We start from the raw sequence: 17,367 nt of genomic DNA on the forward strand, positions 1-17,367 counted from the left end.
GCAAAATGACCTATCTAAGGCTCATTTGGCAGGTATTTCTTTAGTGGTATGAACGATTGTTTTGTAAAAATGGATCTACTTTAAGTACTCATTGGTGTTAGCTTGATGGGTATGTGTCTGTACCCCTATAAGAGATACATCTTTTTTCGATGGATATTTGATTTATAGTTTGATTCAAAAGTGTTAACGCTTACATTTTTGCAAATTGAAGTTGCAATAAGATGTACTAAACTATTTGAATATTGCGACTTATAATAAAATTATGAAAGGAGTTACTATCATGAAAGACCGGACTCAACGAGTACTTACCAGATTTTTGACAGTAAATACCTTTTTGACTTGTGAGGATTTAAGTAAAGAGTTCAATATTAGTGAGCGTACTTTTCGAAACGAATTGGTCCTGATTAATAAATATCTGGCAGAAAATAATTATCCATCAATTACGACGAGTAGAGGAAAAGGGTTGAAGTTAGACCTATCTGATGTGGATCGCGAAAAGCTCCTGTCCAAAATTGGTGATGACAGAGAAACAGATTATTATCGGCCCAATGAACGTTTTCTTGCCTTGCTTTTAGATATTGCCGATACCACAAGAACGACAATGCTCTTTGAAATGGAAGAAAAACTGCAGGTATCGAAAAGTACATTGGATGAGGATATGAGAAGACTTCGTCAATTTTTAAAGGAATATGGTATTTCTGTAGTGAGTTTAACGAAGCAAGGTATTGTATTAAAAGGCGATGAACGATCAATACGCACTATGTTATACGATGTGATTAACAGTATGACAGATATCGCTAAACTAATGGAGTATCGAGATATAGATACAGTGAATACTTTTGCAGATCAATTTGTTCTTGATTATTTGGATACAAATGCATTGAGGGTCATTGGAGAACATTATGACGAAGTCTTTGAAAAGTCCAGAGTTGAGATTAATCATGTATACCGGAATCAAAGCATTCTTTTTTTAGGTATATGGGTAAGGCGGTTGCAAGAAGGAAATACCCTTAGGGAATTAGCCAAAGTTAGAGCCGAGATAAAAGAAGATCCTGTCAGAAATTTTGTCGATTCCATCTGTATGGAGTTTGGTTTGTATCCATCATTAAATGAAATTAAATATACTACCTTTACAATCGAATCGTTTAATCCAAAAGATATGAATAATTCATTCGATTGGGTTACCGCACAATTATTAACTATCCAATTAATTGAGCATGTAGAAAAAGTAACCAGAATCCCCTTTTCTCAGAGAGAAGAAGATTTGTATGAAGGTTTGTATAGGCATATCACAGGGTTATTAAGCAGGGCGAAGAACGATTTACAGGTATTTAATCCATTGAAAGACACTATTAAGGAGTCCTATGCCGAGATTTATCAGGCAGTCACTTGCTTTAGTAAGCAAATAGAGGACTACATCAAAAAAACATTATCAGAAGATGAAATCGGTTTTTTGACCGTTTATTTTTCAACGTCTGCCAGCCAGATAAAGCAGAAAGAACAATATGTTTATCAGGCGGTTGTGCTTTGTAATCATGGGATTTCAACTGGAAAGCTGTTGGCTGCGAATTTGAAAGAGCATTTCAATATCGAGATTGTTGCGATATTGAGTTCTTATGAATTAGCCTTTATTGACAAGCTGGATGTTGATTTAGTTTTTATGACCATTTCAATTGATTATCCAAGAAAACCTGTATTATTGCTTAATCCAATATTAAGAGAAAGTGACAAGAAGGAAATTAAAGATTTTTTACTCAAAAATAAGAATAAGAGAAGGATCGTTTCCAATAAGTTAGATGCCACACAGCTAATGCAGGATATTTTGATGTTAATTGTAGAAAGCGGCGGTAAGGTAACAAAGGAAAGCTATCACAAAGTAGAAGATACTTTTAAAGAACATCATTTAAAAATTAATACAAGGGAGATACAGCCGATGTTGCAGGATATTTTGAGGGATTCCAACATTCTACTAAAGCAAGAATGTAAAGACTGGAAAGAGGCGATTACGAAATCTGCCCAGGTATTGTTAACAGAAGAGGTCATTGAAGAGCGATATGTAAACGCCATGATTAAATCTGTTGAAGAGTATGGGCCTTATATAGTAGTAGGGAAGCATTTAGCGTTAGCACACGCAAGGCCGGAAGATGGAGTAAACAAATTAGGCATTAGTGTCATGACGTTAAAGGAACCGATTAATTTCGGAAATCCGGATAATGATCCGGTAAAAATTGTTTTTTGTCTAGCCGCAGTGGATTCTTATTCTCATCTAAATGTGATGAAAAATCTGATTGAGTTAATTAATGATGAAGAGAAATTAGACCTGTTAATTACAGCACAAGATGTAAACATGTTTAATCAAGTTTTATATGGTAGTGAAGTGGTGGAGAGAAAGTAACAGTTTTAAAAGCAATTGATAAGTATATAATCCCAAAATTGAAAAATGAGGAGAGAGCGAAATGAAAAAAGTAAATATATTATTTGTATGTGGAGCAGGTTTAGGAAGCAGTTTTGCTTGTCAAATGTCGGCAGAGGATGTATTAACCAAGTTAGGTGTCAACGCCAAGCTAGATCATAGTGATATCTCGTCTGCTGTTTCAGTAAAACCCGATATTATTATTACGGCACAGAATTTCAAATCCCAATTCGAGAAATTTTCAGTTGATCCTAAACAAACGACAATTGTTTATTTGAGAAATATTGTATCTAAGGCAGAGATTGAAGAAAAAATCACCCCGGTATTAAGGGAAAAAGGCGTTTTAGCTTAAAAATAAATAGAGATAGCTAGAGATGGGGTGGGAAAAAATGAGTGTAGTTAACTTTATTATCGAGAATATTTTGACACAGGCATCTGTCACAATCGCGTTGATTGCTATGTTGGGGTTAATTTTGCAAAAGAAATCAACAGGGCAAGTTATTTCTGGTTCTTTAAAGACGATGTTAGGGTTTATGGTATTGTCAGCAGGTTCTAGCATTATTGTTGGTAGTTTAGTCTATTTCGGTCATATTTTTACAGAGGGTTTCCATATGCAAGGGATTATTCCTTCGATTGAAGCTATTAATGGCCAAGCAATGAATGAGTTAGGATTGGGTCGTGATATCGCACTAACTTTCTTAGCTATCTTTGTTTTTAATATTATCATTGCCCGGTTCACTAAATGGAAATACATCTTTTTAACTGGTCAGGCAATTCTTTGGATGGCTACTATGACAACAGTATTTGGTTACTTTGCAGGTTTACGTGGTGTTGCATTGATTTTAGTAGGCGGTTTCATTGGGGGCGTATTTGCGGTAGCTATGCCCGCGATTGCACAACCATTTGTTCGTAAGATTACTGGTATGGATGATATTGCTTTAGGACACTTTTGTACGGTTGGGTATGTGTTTGAAGCAGGTGTAGCGAAACTAGTTGGGGGAAAAGGCGAAAAGAAAAAATCTGTTGAAGATTTGAAATTACCAGCTCAATTTGAATTCTTACAAGATACCTATCTATCTTTAATGGTGGTAATGACCCCTCTTTATATTATTACAGCAGCGTTTGCAGGTGAAAAGTTCGCTTCTACATTATCAGGAGATACCAATTATTTAATGTTTGCGTTCTTACAATCTATCCAATTCGTAGTTGGAGTGTATGTATTATTAGCAGGAGTTCGCTTATTACTAGGTGAAATTGTTCCGGCATTTAGAGGGATTGCCATGCGGTTGGTCCCAAATGCAATACCTGCATTAGATTGTCCAGTCCTATTCCCATTTAGCCCTAATGCAGTCATTGTAGGGTTTATCACAACTACTATAGGTTCGATTATTGCAATGTTTGTATTACCTGTCTTCGGGTTGGCGATGATCTTACCAGGTATGCTTACAGCTTTCTTCGCGGGGGGTACCGCCGGTATATTTGGTAACTTAACAGGTGGTATTCGTGGAGCAATTATTGGTGGTGTTGTACATGGTTTCTTCATTACATTATTACCAGCACTATTAGTAACGACATTCAATTCTATGGGGTTTGTCAATGCAACAGCAACAGATGTTGATACAGTAACAGCTGCTTTATTATATGCATGGCTCATTGGTCCACTTTTAAAAGCTTTCTAGGATGTAGGTAGAGAAAAGGAGGCTCAAGTAATGTTTGGATTTGGAAAGAAAAAACCTAAAGAACCGAAAAAAGAAACAATCGAAGTGGTATTGTTAACAGTTGAACGAAAAGAAGAGTTATTACGTACCATTTCCTTAAAAAAAGAAGAAGTAAATCAAGCAGCTGGAGAAAAACAAGCAAAAATTTATGAGGAGATTGGTTTAGCATTTAATGAACTTGGTGAAGAAGATCATGCTATTGATTCGTTAGAAAAAAGTATTCAGGCCAAAAAGTCATTAGGTAATGGTTACAAAACTTTATTAAAACTTTATAACAAGAAGCGTGCAGAAGCAGCAAAGGTGAATAATGAAGAATTATTACAGATATATCTAAAGAAAATGGATCAAATGATGCAAGTTTCTAAAGAGGTTACGCGTGGTGTTCGATAAGGAAGAAAATAAAAGATTAGTATAAAGGGAGAGTAATTGATCATGTATACAACATTAAAAGAAGTAACACTTAGGGCTGAAGAATTGAATTATACAGTTGGTTCATTTAATGCACATAATTTAGAGATGTTACCTGATATGATCCGTGCAGCAAAAGAGCAAGGAGCACCAATTATTATTCAAACAAGTATAGATACTGCGAAATATATTGGTCATGAAAATATTGTTGCTGTATGTAAAACGATGGCCACAAATGAAATGGTAGATGTGGTATTGCATTTAGACCATGCAAGGGATTTTGATGATATTAAAGAGGCAATCCATAAAGGATATACATCAGTGATGTTTGATGGTTCTCATTTACCATTCAAAGAGAACATTATGAAAACAAGAGCAGTAGTAGAATATGCACACAAATATGGTGTTTCAGTAGAGGGCGAACTAGGGACTATTGGCGGTACTGAAGAAGGAATTCATGTAGATGAGAATGATAAGGTTTATACTGACCCAAAAGATGCAGAAGAGTTTGTTAAAGCAACAGGGGTAGATGCTTTGGCCATTGCCATTGGTACTAATCATGGTCAATATAAATCTAAAACAGAAGTAAATCTACCACTATTAAAAGAAATCAACGCTGTAGTAGATGTACCTTTAGTTATTCATGGGGGTACAGGTGTTAATGAAATGGATGTACATGAATTAATTAATAACGGGATTCGTAAATTTAATGTAGGTACTGAGTTGTTAGTAACATGGACGAAAACAGCGAAAGAAACATTCGGAGAAACAAAAGTAACGAAATCATTACGACATAATATTATTCCATGTAATCAGGCAGTAAAAGAAATTGTCAAACATAAAATTGGAATCTTCATGAATAAAGAAGACCGTACCCTCCAATTAAAATAATGACATAAAAAGTTCATTAGTCTTTTTCATAAGGGTTGGAGAAGATGTGTCTAATAAAGAGAGTACTAGGAATTCCTTGTACTCTTTCTTTATTCGTTAGATGATGAGGTGGTAAGATGGAGAAAGTCTTAATCTTATTAGCAGGTTTACCAGGAACAGGAAAAACCTATTTAAGTAATATCATCCATAGTAAATTAGGGTCATTTTATAATCTTTCTCAGGATGACTTGAAAGAATATTATTGTGATATGTATGGTTATCGTAATCTAGAAGAAAAGCAGAAGATAGAAAAGATAGCATGGGCGAAGTACTTTGAAATAATGGAAAAGCAAATGCAAGTAGGTAGCAATATTATGTCTGATTATCCTTTTAGTCAAAAACAAAAGCCTCATATTCAGCAATTAGTAGAAAGATATAGTTATGAGGTTGTTACTATTCGGTTAATTGCAGATTTAGATGTATTGTTTGAACGACAAAAAAAACGAGATTTGGATCCGACAAGGCATTTGAGTCATATCGTAACTTCCTACAAAAAAGGGGATAAGTTAGCTGATAGAAGTATTGCAGATAACTTATTGAACTATGAGGAATTTATAAAAAGATGTACAACTAGAGGATATGACACGTTTGAATTAGGAACTTTATATGAAGTGGATGTATCAGATTATACAAAAGTGAATTATTCTATGTTGTTGGAAGATATAAGACTGGGGTACATTAAAATGTACATTTCTGGAACTAGCAAAGAATTTTAAAATCCAAAACTTAGGGGCTTTTTAATCTCATTAATATTATTCATCTCTTTGAGCATATAACCCTTGGTGCAGAATTTAAGGGCTTGAAGGATTCGATTTAACTGTAGAGAATGTCCTGACAAAGTAAGAGAATTATCGAATTTCTTCACTTATAAAATAAAAGAGTTTTTTAAAGATGGAGGAATAAAATTGAAAAAATATATTCAATAATTAGCGATTCTGGAATTCATGCAAGACCTGCGACCTTATTAGTTAGTATGGTTAAGCCATTTTCTTCAGATGTGATCCTTGAGTATAAAAGAAAACAGGTAGACTTAAAATCAATTTTGGGTGTAATGTCGCTAGGAATCCCGCAGGGAGAAACAATTAAAATAATTGCTCAAGGCGATGATGCAGAAGAAGCGCTATCTAATATTGATGAAATGATGAAAACAGAAGGCCTAGGTGTATAAAATCAGTTTCAAATTCGATAATCTAAAAATACTCCCTTGAATGGAATATGCGAATAATAAATTTAGCTAAATCAAAGGCATTCCCTTAATAAAAATATTTCTCTGGAGCAAATCGTTAATGGGTTTGCTCTTATTTAATTGAGCGATACAAAGTGGCACCCGAAATCCCAGTCGCCTCATATATTTCCTTCACTGTCATCCGCCTAGAATGAAATCTTCATTTAAAAACATTGCACAAATGCTGGAAAAACATACTGTAGATAACGCCCTGTTTGTTGAATAGCAAATAAGAACCTGATCTCTCCTTAAACTATACTTTTATATATATTTCTGCTTAAGGATTACTACCAAATCCTGTGAATAAGTGAGCATTCGAGAGATATTCGGATCAAACTAAGGGAGTTCAATAACATCAAGTAAAATATCATCCCAGTTTTATGTCGCATAAGAAAAAGATGTGCAATAAATAAGTAATAGACTAATAAATTATCTATTACTATATATTTCTTATTCATCTGTAATTTTAATCGAAAAATCGGGTGAGAACTGAATCTGGTACTGCTGTATTAAAGTGTGCTAGCGATTTCTTGACTAAGCCATACGCAAAGGGCAATGAGTTCGTTTGCTTGATACTTACTAGATCGCTATACAAAGCCAACTTGTTTGGCGATATCTTGTAGGACTACTGGAGATAAAAAGTACTGTAGTTCTTGTGCGAAAAGATTCAGTCCATTTGAAATGATAGGATTCATCAAAAACGCCATCCTTTCTCGTAAACATCTTACGATAAGCATAGCGTTTTTTCATTTTGAGGGTATGATTTTAACTTCGCTAACCTTGTACGACCGTCTAAAATGTATAAAAAGTACAAAATGTATAAAATGTCAAATCTATTAGTAAGTAAAAACACATGATTGATACCCCTCTTAAATTTAGAAAAGTATTTTTTCTGTTTTTATGAAATCTCTTATAACCCCTGTAAATACAAGATTTACAACCCTTTTAACAATTGAAGATAACATTCCTCCTATCCATGTGCTCATAACTTGGCACGTAAATTGCATTATATAAATTGAAACCCTTTACATATGATTGCCTAGCAAATGTAAAGGAGAATTACAAGTTGAGAGGAGACATAATATTGGAAAACATTAAGAGCAAAAACAAGTTAAGAGGAGACAATATGGATGTAATTTCAGATCGCAAATGGGTTTCAGAAACACTGGAGATTGGAAAAGAGATGTTATATTTAACTCAAAAAGAGGTTATTGGAATTGGAATTAATGAGGAAGAAATTCTTAATCTGACAAAAGATGCTTTAGTTGCACATGGTAAAAAAGAATACGAAATGCCTGCTAAAATTGGCGTACATCCTTATCAAGAAGTCTTTTATCATGCGATGCCTGCCTATGTGCCATCGAAAAATGCAGTTGGTATGAAATGGATCGAGTGTTACCCATCTAATCCAAGTAAATTTGATTTGCCACAAACTACAGGGCTTCTAGTACTCAACGATGTATCTTCCGGTTGCCCGATTGCATTGATGGACTCCGCATGGATTACGTCCAAGAGAACTCCTGCTGTGACAGCCCTAACAGCTCAGGCTTTACATCCAGATGCTGAAACTTTTGGAATGTTCGGATGTGGAATTCAAGGGATCGAACATGTTAAATATATTGGACATACGTTAAAAAAATTAAAAAAGATTTATGTTTATGATGTGAGAGAAGACGCAATGGATCGCTTAATTAAAGAGGTTCAACCTAAAATTGATGTAGAAATTGTTAAAGGAAAAAGTCCTGAAGCGGTAACCAAAAGTTGTGAAGTTTTAAGTTCTGCGACGGTTATATTAAAAGAACCCCTTTCAGTGGTTAAAAATGAGTGGATATCAAGAGGACAAACCATTTTACCATGTGATCTCAACACATTCTGGGATCCGGAAATATCTAAAAGAGCTGATAAGTACATTGTTGACAGTAGAGAAGAACATGAATTATTTAATGACATGGGATATTTCCCGAATGGGTTACCAAGCATCCAATGTGAAACAGGAGAAATCCTTGCCGGAGTTAAAAAAGGCAGAGAATCGAAAGAAGAATTGATCGTTTGTAGCAATATAGGAATCGCTGTATGTGACATAGTAGTTGGGAGAGAAATATTTAACCGCGCATTAGTAAATCAAGTAGGTAAGAAATTAACACTATAAGAAAAGCTGACAGTCATCGGTAGTTATGTTTGTATTACTTCTATTCCCCTTAGGGAATAGAAAATCAAACATAACTACATATACTTATATTTCTTAGATACTCGGATTAAAAACTTGAAACCAACATGAGCATGAAGGATTAGAAGATGGGGTTACTATAGGAGGATAACTATGGCACAAAACGTACAACTTCAGAAACAATTAAAAACCCGACACGTGACGATGATTACTATAGGAGGAGTCATCGGTGCTGGTATTTTTGTTGGGAGTGGAGCTGTCATTCATTCTACTGGACCAGCTGCTGTTATCAGTTATCTTCTAGCTGGTATATTAGCAATGTTTGTAGCACGTATGCTTGGAGAAATGGCTACTGCTAACCCACATGCAAGTTCCTTTTCAGAACATGTACGCTTAGCATTAGGAAATTGGGGTGGATTTACAGTTGGATGGTTGTACTGGTACTTCTGGGTTATTGCCGTTGCAGCCGAAGCTGTAGGAGCAGCCGGTATTTTACATTATTGGTTTCCTAGTATTCCAGTTTGGGCAATGAGCTTAGGCTTATTGATTCTCATGACCTTGACCAATATCTTTTCCGTAAAATCCTTTGGTGAAGTTGAATTTTGGTTTGCTTCTATTAAGGTAACGGCTATCATCTTATTTTTAACTGTAGGAATGGCCTATATACTAGGATTGTGGCCTGATAAAGTGCTTAGTTTTGAAAATTTAACCACTCATGGTGGATTTGCGCCGCACGGTATTGCATCTATCTTTCAAGGAATTGTTCCTGTTATGTTTGCCGTTATTGGTACAGAAATCGTCACCATTACCGCAGCAGAGTCAGTGAATCCTAAAGAAGCCATTGCGAAAGCAATTAAATCCGTTATTTGGAGGATTATGCTTTTTTATGTAGGTTCCATATTTATCATCATTTGTGTTTTACCTTGGAATCATGCAGGAATTATTGGTAGTCCATATGTAAGCGTTATCAAATTTCTTGGCATTCCCGGCGCAGACCAAATAATGAACTTCGTAGTGTTAACCGCCCTGCTTTCCTGCTTGAATTCAGGGTTGTATATTTCTTCGAGAATGCTGTTTGGATTAGCCAATAAGGGGGATGCACCGCGGATGTTTGTTTCTCTTAATCGAAATGGTGCCCCCGTTAAGGCTTCTCTTTGGAACAGTTTTTGGTTATCTGGCGATCATTGCAGCCTACTATTCGCCAGAGTTAGTATTCAAGTTTCTTATAAACTCAAGTGGTACTGTAGTGTTGTTCGTTTACTTGTTGGTTGCTATTGCACAGCTTCGTATGCGTGCTCGTTTGGAAAAAGAACAGTCAGAGTTGCAAGTACGAATGTGGGCGTATCCCTATTTGACATATTTCACCATTCTAAGCATTTTAGCTATCCTCGTTTTGATGGCTACAAACTCAGAAATGGTTTCTCAATTGATAATGAGTTTAGTTTCACTTGTAATTGTACTAATTATGTATGGAATAAGGCGTTCGAGGTATTCAGAGGTAAAACCGACCATTAGCAATGAAGTATCAGAAAAAAATCGAAAATTAGATCTTTGAACAATTGAGATAAATAACTATTTAAAAGGAGAAAAGAACAACATGAAAGTTGAGCAGGAACAAACGGTGTATGATATTTTAGACCAACTTAATATTTCCTATACAAGGTATGAACATGTGCCTGTTTTTACAGTTGAAGAAATCCGTAATTTGGATACTTTTATTCCCGGAGAACATTGTAAAAATTTGTTTTTGCGAAATCGAAAAGGAGACCAACACTTTCTAGTGATTGTATCAGAAGCCAGATATGTAGACTTAAAAAGATTATCTCAGCTTATAGATAGCACTAGTTTGAGTTTGGCTTCTTCAGATAGATTAAATAAACATTTGAACGTTAATCCTGGGGCAGTCGGTCCTTTAGGATTGATTAATGACATGAATAAGCATGTACATGTAGTATTAGACAGTGATTTGCTTGATAAGGACACAATTAACTTTCACCCTAATGTGAATACAGCAACCATCAACCTTTCAGTTCGAGACTTCCGAAGGTTGCTCGTTTGGACAAACAATCCTACTTCTTATGTGAAATTTTAGTTTTCGTAATTCCGAACAAGGATGATAAAATGATCGATAACCGCCCCTTAATCAAAATTCAAATGTTAAATGGCTGATTAAATCTAAGGAGTGAACGATAATGCACAAAAAAGATTCACTTTATCATACCTTGTTCAATATTCTTTTCAATAATGTTCAAGATGGAATTGCTATTATAAACAGTCAAGGGAAAATTGAAAAATGCAATCATATATTGCAAAAAATAACAGGCCAATTAGAGAAGGAAATCATAGGTTTGACTTTGGAAGAATTGATGCCCGGAATTCAATTAAATAACAAGGAATTTGTGCAATATCATATTACGTCTATGAAAAAAGACGTTATATTAAGAAAAAATGTAGTTATGGAAGGGAATAACCATTTAGAAATTTTCCTTGTAACAGAAAATAATATTGACGAAAATAATATTGACGTAAAACTTACTCATGAGTATAAGGAAATAAAATGGTTAAATGAAATGTACGAAAATGTACTAAATTCCATTGATGAAGGAATACACGTTGCTGATGTAAGTGGCTCTATCCGTTTTATTAATTCTGCACAAGAAAAATTGGACGGTTATAAATCTGAAGATATTTTAGAAAAACACTGGCTGGATGTATATGACTTAACAGAAGAATCTTCTTTAGTCTTAAAAGCAGTTAAAGATAGAAAACCTATTTTAGATAGATATCAAAATTATGTAACGCATAATGGGAAATATGTAAGTATAGTTGCAAGCGCTATACCGTTGTATTCTAATGGAAATCTTTTCGGTGCAGTCGCTATTACAAAAGATTTTATAAAATTCAAAGAAACTTCCGATAAATTACTAAAGCTATATAATGGAACGCCTAATCAGAATGGAAATAAATCAAAACACTCTATTAAAGATAGTCATTTTACGTTTAATGAGATTTTAGGGGAAAATGACCATATTTTGGAGAGTATTAAATTAGGAAGAATGGCTGCTCATAGTGAATCACCAGTATTCATTTTTGGTGAAACAGGAACCGGTAAAGAAATGTTTACTCAAAGCATTCATATGGCTAGCAAGCGATCCAAAGGGCCATTTTTGGCAATAAATTGTGCAGCTATACCGGAAAGCCTTCTAGAAGGAATACTTTTTGGAACTACTAAAGGCGCTTTTACAGGTGCAGTTGATAGAAAGGGCTTAGTTGAACAAGCTAATGGAGGAACATTGTTTTTGGATGAAATCAATTCAATGTCACTAACCTTACAAAGTAAACTACTTAGAGTGTTGCAAGAAAAGAAGGTGATGAAATTGGGCGGTAATCACGAAACCTCTGTTGACGTGCGAATTATTAGCAGTTGTAACATAGAACCTATAGAAGCTATTGAACAAGGAAAATTGAGAAATGATTTGTTTTATCGTCTGGCAGTAATTTATTTACCAATTCCTCCTCTTCGAGAGCGTTTAGATGACATACAGCTTCTTCTCAGACATTTTATTGAATACTACAATAAATCAATGAACAGAAATGTTATAGGAATCCGGCCTCAGGTTTTAAATATGTTTCATAATTATCAATGGCCTGGAAACATTCGACAACTTAAGCATTGTCTTGAATCTGCTATGAATCTAATTTCAATTGATGAAAGTTTCATTGGGCTCGAACATATACCTCAATATTTAAGAAATTCATTCAAATTGAATAACGAAATGAAGACAGGTATCGCAAGTGGAACTTCTAATCTTAACATTTTAGGTGAAATTAAAAGAGAGGAAAAAGAAAACATTATCATTGCCCTTAAGCGAAATAATGGAAATGTCGCCAAAGCAGCAGAAGATTTAGGCATGAGTAGACAACGACTACATTATCGTTTAAAAAAATATAACCTTAAATAAGTATTGTAGAATATTAGATTTTGCCACTTATAAGGACTCGGAATTTTTGAAGCCAATCAAAGGTTTAAGCAATCTTTAAGGGGTGCTACTACAGCACATCAAGCTAAGAAAACAGGTCACCCCAAAAACAAAAAATGCGCTTCCTTGTTTGCTTCTTTGTTATAAGAAAACCCAATATTTTGTTCTGGGGGAGTTATAAAACTTTAACTTGATGGCGATGTGGTGGTACCCCTTTTAGAGATATTTTGCACTTTTTAAAACTTATTTTGCTTGGATAAAAAATAAAGGATTACACAAATTAGTCCTGACTAATTTGTGTAATCCTTTTACATTTTTTCAATAAACACACTTTAATATTCAGTAGCAGAGACAAGAGTTTGATAGTATGCACCTTTTATCCTTGTGTAACTACATTCTGCGTACAATATAACAATGCTAAAAGGATGTCCAGGCACGCAGTTATATTGCGTTAAAAGCTCATACCAAGATTGTTTTCACACGTTATATCATGTTTGCGCTTAGTGCTCGAGAAGAGAAGGATCCAAAAACAATTGGTCAACTCTTCTATTTGTGTAGCAATGAAATGGAAGATATTTGTTTCGCTCAAGCTCTTATAAGGACTTTTTTCTAAATCGGCAATGCCCCGGTTAATGTATAAACAACTAGGTATATAAGTATAATGGGCCAAGCATAAAAAACATACTTTTTTTGAAAGTCTATAAAGTTTGTCTCCGTAGAATCAACTAACATATATAGAGCTGGAATAACTGGTGAAATTAGACGGAATGCCTGTCCCACCATGGAAGCTACAGCTGCTTCGCTAGCAGAAATTCCATATTGCCCCATAACATCTGACATTACGCCGGCAATCCCAAAGTAGAAAGCATCTTGCGGTAAAAATGTAATTGCAGGTGCTGCAATTAAGGCATAGATTGGTGCCATATTTGAGCCTAATGATTCTGGGATCATAGCTGTAATAGATGTTGCTAATGCAGTTGACATTCCACTACCTGTTAAAACTCCAGAGAAAACCCCGGCAGCCAAAGTTGCCAAAGCTGGTGCTAAAGCATCTGCTGCTAAGTCATCAATTCGTTCATTAATAAGGCTTGCAGACTTATAGTTTACCGTAAGGGCAATTGCTGCACCTATACCAAATAAAACACCGCCATGTGCGACATCCATCACAAGCATAACTAAAATAGCAAGCGTAAAAATCAAATTAAAAGCATATAGTTTAGGTCTCTTTAATTCAGGATCTTTTAGACGAATAGCGTTTAACATACTTTCCAATTGCTCTGGTGAAATATCTTTAGCAGTCTTAGGATCAAAGTTCAAGCGTTTTCTTTCCTTTATTCCGATAAAATAAGCCATGAAAATTGCAAATACTTCAGCAACTAGCATTCCTGGCAATAAATCTGCAAACAATTCGCTAATACTTACATCCATTGCTGTGCTTGCAGCAATTGTTGGGCCTCCCCATGGTAACTGATTAAAAATTCCAATAGGGGTAACAATAATTACAGCTAAATAAACTAGCTTAATATTCATTTGTTTATAAAGTTGAAGGAAAGCAGCAACACAAATAATAATAGTTGTAGTAGTATCACCATTCATAGTGACTACTGTTGCAGTTAAAACAGTTGCCATTGTAACTTTCAATGGATCCCCTTTTGCTTTTTTAATAAAGAATTCGCATAAAGGGTCAAACAAGCCGACATTAAGCATTAAACCAAAATACAAAACCGCAAATAAGATAACAATAGCCGGTGAAATAACCCCAGTAGAAACCTTTCCTGTTTCTTCATCTACACTAAATAAAATACCTTCTTTAATCCATTCAAAGAGATCTAAAAAGGAAGCACCCGTTACAAAGGTTGCAATTGCTCCAAAAACAAATGGAACAATTGTTAATGCTCCGAATACAGATAATTTATTTTTTGAGAGTAGTACAATGAATACAATGATCATTAATAATGCTAGGAATGTTAACATTCAAACCAGCTCCCATAAAAAGTTTAAATTGAATTATTTGTAATTTTAAATAGTTAAGTGTATTACTAATCTTTTATCCAGAGCCTTATCAGAAGGGAAAGCCTTTAATGAGGTTCTAGGTTCTTATTCGTTTACTTGATGAAACTAACTTGTTAGCAATGGAAGCGTATACAAAAATGTTCATCCCTTACGATAATTCGAAAAAACAAAACGTGTCATGTAGAGAATAAATTGGTAGGGCAATGTTGCTCAAATGATCTCTTTTATCTACACCTCCATTTCTTTAATTTTTGTGTGATAGGTCATTTTTTCTAATATCCAAGTTATCCAGCTTAAGAATGATCACAGATGAGAACTTATTTTTCTGAAAGCGCATCCAATAGTATAAATGCTATATTTCTAAATTTGATTGTATGTTAATGTATACATTAATGTCAATGTACTTTTTGAATTTTTAATCTTTTCCGATGTGGCAATTATAAAAAACACAGAGATTCTACATAATATACAAGCAACAAACCATATTTTTTCAAAAAATAATTTTATTAAAATAAATTAAAATTATTGACTTTAACGTATACGTTATTTAATAATTAGCTCATAAGATATTCATTAAGCTGATTCACATGAAAGAGATGTGGATAGTGGTAAGAGATCTATCGATGATTGAAAAACGTGTTTTGCATCTAGTTGTTAACCCTGATGAAGGAATTTGAAAAGAAATAAACAGTATGGTTACATGTACTGGATCATTTTGCTCAAGCATCAGGCGGGAAATTTTTCCTTTGAAAGCGGTTTCTTCCTTTGGGGTTGTGAGTATTACTTAAATGGACGTATGGTGGGAGCTAAGGGATTAGAAAAACTTAAACACGATTCTGTTATTTGTGGGCTCAATCGCGTTAGCTATAGCAATCGATATAGCTGGAATCGGGACACTAATAACAGAAAATTCCGTCATTACAACTTTGGGCAGTTACCAATTTTCTTCCCTTTCTACACAAAAAAAATTAAAGATAAAAAAGGAGAGTTATTATGAGCGTTATTATGGATAAGTTACAGCAAAAAGAAAAGATGACTGATTTGATGGCAAGGTTTGTCTCCCTTGTCAGCTACAAACTTCCTGATGATGTGGAAAATAAACTGAAAGAACTAAGTGAAGAGGAAGATAATAAGCTTGCAAAAATCATATACAAAACCATGTTTGATAATCAGAAGCTGGCTTATGAGTTAAAGAGACCTTCATGTCAGGATACGGGTGTTCTCCAGTTTTTTGTTAAGTGCGGACAGAACTTCCCCCTGATTGGACAGTTAGATAGTATTCTGAAGGATAGTGTGTATAAGTCAACTCAAGAAACTCCATTGAGACACAATTCTGTAGAAACATTTGATGAATACAATACAGGAAAGAACATCGGTGACGGTTCACCAAGCATCTTCTGGGAAATTGCAGAAGACAGTGATAAAGTGGAAATCTATACTTATATGGCAGGAGGAGGTTGTACCCTTCCTGGAGTGGCGACGGTCCTAATGCCGGGTGAAGGCTATGAAGGTGTGGTAAAGTTTGTACTCGATCGGATGACTAGTTATGGAATTAATGCCTGTCCTCCACTTCTTGTTGGTGTAGGCGTCGGTACTTCTGTAGAAACTGCAGCTATGAACTCTAAGAAAGCTCTTATGAGACCTGTTGGAAGTAGTAATGAAAATGAAAATGCTGCTAAGATGGAAAAGCTTCTTGAAGATGGAATTAACGCTATTGGCCTTGGTCCTCAGGGACTTAAGGGATCTAAATCTGTCATGGGTGTAAATGTTGTGAATACGGCAAGACATCCTTCTACTATAGGAGTTGCAGTTAATACAGGGTGCTGGTCCCATAGAAGAGGAAAGATCACCTTTGACAGTAATTTGAACTATGAAATTAGTACTCACGAGGGGGTAACACTATGAGTAAAAAAGTATTAACCACACCTATAAAAGATGAGGATCTTAAGGACATAAGAATTGGAGACATTATCTACCTAACAGGTACACTGGTTACTTGCAGAGATGTTGCCCACAGGAGACTCATAGAAGAGAAGATCCCTTTACCTGTAGATCTTAAGGGCAAAGCTATATTTCACGCAGGTCCCATTGTTAGAGACCTTGGAAATGAAAATTACGAGATTGTTTCTATTGGTCCAACAACGAGTATGAGAATGGAAAAATTCGAGAAGGAATTTATCAAAGAAACAGGTGTCAAACTTATTGTTGGAAAAGGTGGAATGGGGAAGAACACTGAAGAAGGATGCAAGAATCATAAAGCACTGCATCTCGTCTATCCAGCCGGAAATGCTGTTTATGCGGCAACAAAGGTTGAACAAATTAGAGAAGTACACTGGAAAGACCTTGGAATGCCTGAGTCTCTTTGGGTATGTGAAGTGAATGAGTTCGGTCCTCTTATTGTTTCCATTGATACAGAAGGAAATAACATCTTTGAAGAAAATAAGGTGGAGTTCAATAAAAAGAAGGAAGAACAATATGAGTTAATCAGTAAGCAAGTAAGATTCATTAAGTAA

General features: G+C 35.0%; 14 protein-coding genes and 2 pseudogenes. 14 read left to right on the forward strand and 2 right to left on the reverse strand.

The features are described from left to right. Positions 1–280 precede the first annotated feature (280 nt). From BW986_RS15375 to BW986_RS15405, 7 genes are all read left to right on the forward strand, one after another. Entirely contained in the window at positions 281–2,395 is a 2,115-nt protein-coding gene (locus BW986_RS15375) for a BglG family transcription antiterminator (protein WP_076368749.1), read from the forward strand. A gap of 61 nt (positions 2,396–2,456) precedes the next feature. Further along, a complete protein-coding gene (locus tag BW986_RS15380; RefSeq protein WP_076368750.1) occupies positions 2,457–2,765 on the forward strand; it encodes a PTS sugar transporter subunit IIB in 309 nt (102 codons plus the stop codon). Positions 2,766–2,802: 37 nt separating this feature from the next. Beyond that, positions 2,803–4,092, forward strand: a complete 1,290-nt coding sequence (locus tag BW986_RS15385; RefSeq protein WP_057915490.1) for a PTS sugar transporter subunit IIC — start codon at positions 2,803–2,805, stop codon at positions 4,090–4,092. A 30-nt stretch (positions 4,093–4,122) separates the two neighbouring features. Next, positions 4,123–4,521, forward strand: coding sequence for a hypothetical protein (locus BW986_RS15390; protein ID WP_076368751.1), 399 nt, complete (start codon positions 4,123–4,125; stop codon positions 4,519–4,521). Positions 4,522–4,563: 42 nt separating this feature from the next. Beyond that, on the forward strand, positions 4,564–5,430 hold the full coding sequence (locus BW986_RS15395; RefSeq protein ID WP_076368752.1) for a class II fructose-bisphosphate aldolase: 867 nt from the start codon (positions 4,564–4,566) through the stop codon (positions 5,428–5,430). A 116-nt stretch (positions 5,431–5,546) separates the two neighbouring features. Next, positions 5,547–6,185, forward strand: coding sequence for a P-loop nucleotide/nucleoside kinase family protein (locus BW986_RS15400; protein ID WP_076368753.1), 639 nt, complete (start codon positions 5,547–5,549; stop codon positions 6,183–6,185). A 188-nt stretch (positions 6,186–6,373) separates the two neighbouring features. Then, a complete protein-coding gene (locus tag BW986_RS15405; RefSeq protein WP_076368754.1) occupies positions 6,374–6,637 on the forward strand; it encodes a phosphocarrier protein HPr in 264 nt (87 codons plus the stop codon). 572 nt (positions 6,638–7,209) lie between these two features. Here BW986_RS15405 and BW986_RS15410 read toward each other — a convergent pair. Continuing rightward, positions 7,210–7,389, reverse strand: a pseudogene (locus tag BW986_RS15410) (IS4 family transposase); the annotation flags it as partial. Positions 7,390–7,778: 389 nt separating this feature from the next. Here BW986_RS15410 and BW986_RS15415 point away from each other — a divergent pair. From BW986_RS15415 to BW986_RS15430, 4 genes and pseudogenes are all read left to right on the forward strand, one after another. After that, positions 7,779–8,843 (forward strand): ornithine cyclodeaminase family protein, encoded by a 1,065-nt coding sequence (locus BW986_RS15415; protein ID WP_221408322.1) that lies wholly within the window; start codon positions 7,779–7,781, stop codon positions 8,841–8,843. Positions 8,844–9,014: 171 nt separating this feature from the next. After that, positions 9,015–10,416: pseudogene (locus BW986_RS15420) on the forward strand (amino acid permease). A 42-nt stretch (positions 10,417–10,458) separates the two neighbouring features. Further along, positions 10,459–10,953, forward strand: a complete 495-nt coding sequence (locus BW986_RS15425) for a prolyl-tRNA synthetase associated domain-containing protein (protein ID WP_076368756.1) — start codon at positions 10,459–10,461, stop codon at positions 10,951–10,953. 100 nt (positions 10,954–11,053) lie between these two features. Next, positions 11,054–12,823, forward strand: a complete 1,770-nt coding sequence (locus tag BW986_RS15430; RefSeq protein ID WP_076368757.1) for a sigma 54-interacting transcriptional regulator — start codon at positions 11,054–11,056, stop codon at positions 12,821–12,823. 627 nt (positions 12,824–13,450) lie between these two features. Here the strand turns inward: BW986_RS15430 and BW986_RS15435 are convergent. After that, positions 13,451–14,815, reverse strand: a complete 1,365-nt coding sequence (locus tag BW986_RS15435; protein ID WP_076368758.1) for a citrate:proton symporter — start codon at positions 14,813–14,815, stop codon at positions 13,451–13,453. A gap of 712 nt (positions 14,816–15,527) precedes the next feature. On the opposite strand from BW986_RS15435, the gene BW986_RS15440 reads away from it, so the two are divergent. From BW986_RS15440 to ttdB, 3 genes are read left to right on the forward strand one after another with little or no spacing between them, the layout of a single operon-like run. After that, complete coding sequence (locus tag BW986_RS15440; RefSeq protein WP_076368759.1) at positions 15,528–15,851, forward strand: hypothetical protein; 324 nt, start codon at positions 15,528–15,530, stop codon at positions 15,849–15,851. Beyond that, on the forward strand, positions 15,848–16,759 hold the full coding sequence (gene ttdA, locus BW986_RS15445) for a L(+)-tartrate dehydratase subunit alpha (RefSeq protein WP_260320866.1): 912 nt from the start codon (positions 15,848–15,850) through the stop codon (positions 16,757–16,759). Before BW986_RS15440 ends, ttdA begins: the two co-directional genes overlap by 4 nt. Next, positions 16,756–17,367, forward strand: coding sequence for a L(+)-tartrate dehydratase subunit beta (ttdB, locus tag BW986_RS15450; RefSeq protein ID WP_076368760.1), 612 nt, complete (start codon positions 16,756–16,758; stop codon positions 17,365–17,367). Before ttdA ends, ttdB begins: the two co-directional genes overlap by 4 nt.

This window comes from Peribacillus simplex (genome assembly GCF_900156045.1).
Classification (GTDB): domain Bacteria; phylum Bacillota; class Bacilli; order Bacillales; family DSM-1321; genus Peribacillus; species Peribacillus simplex_D.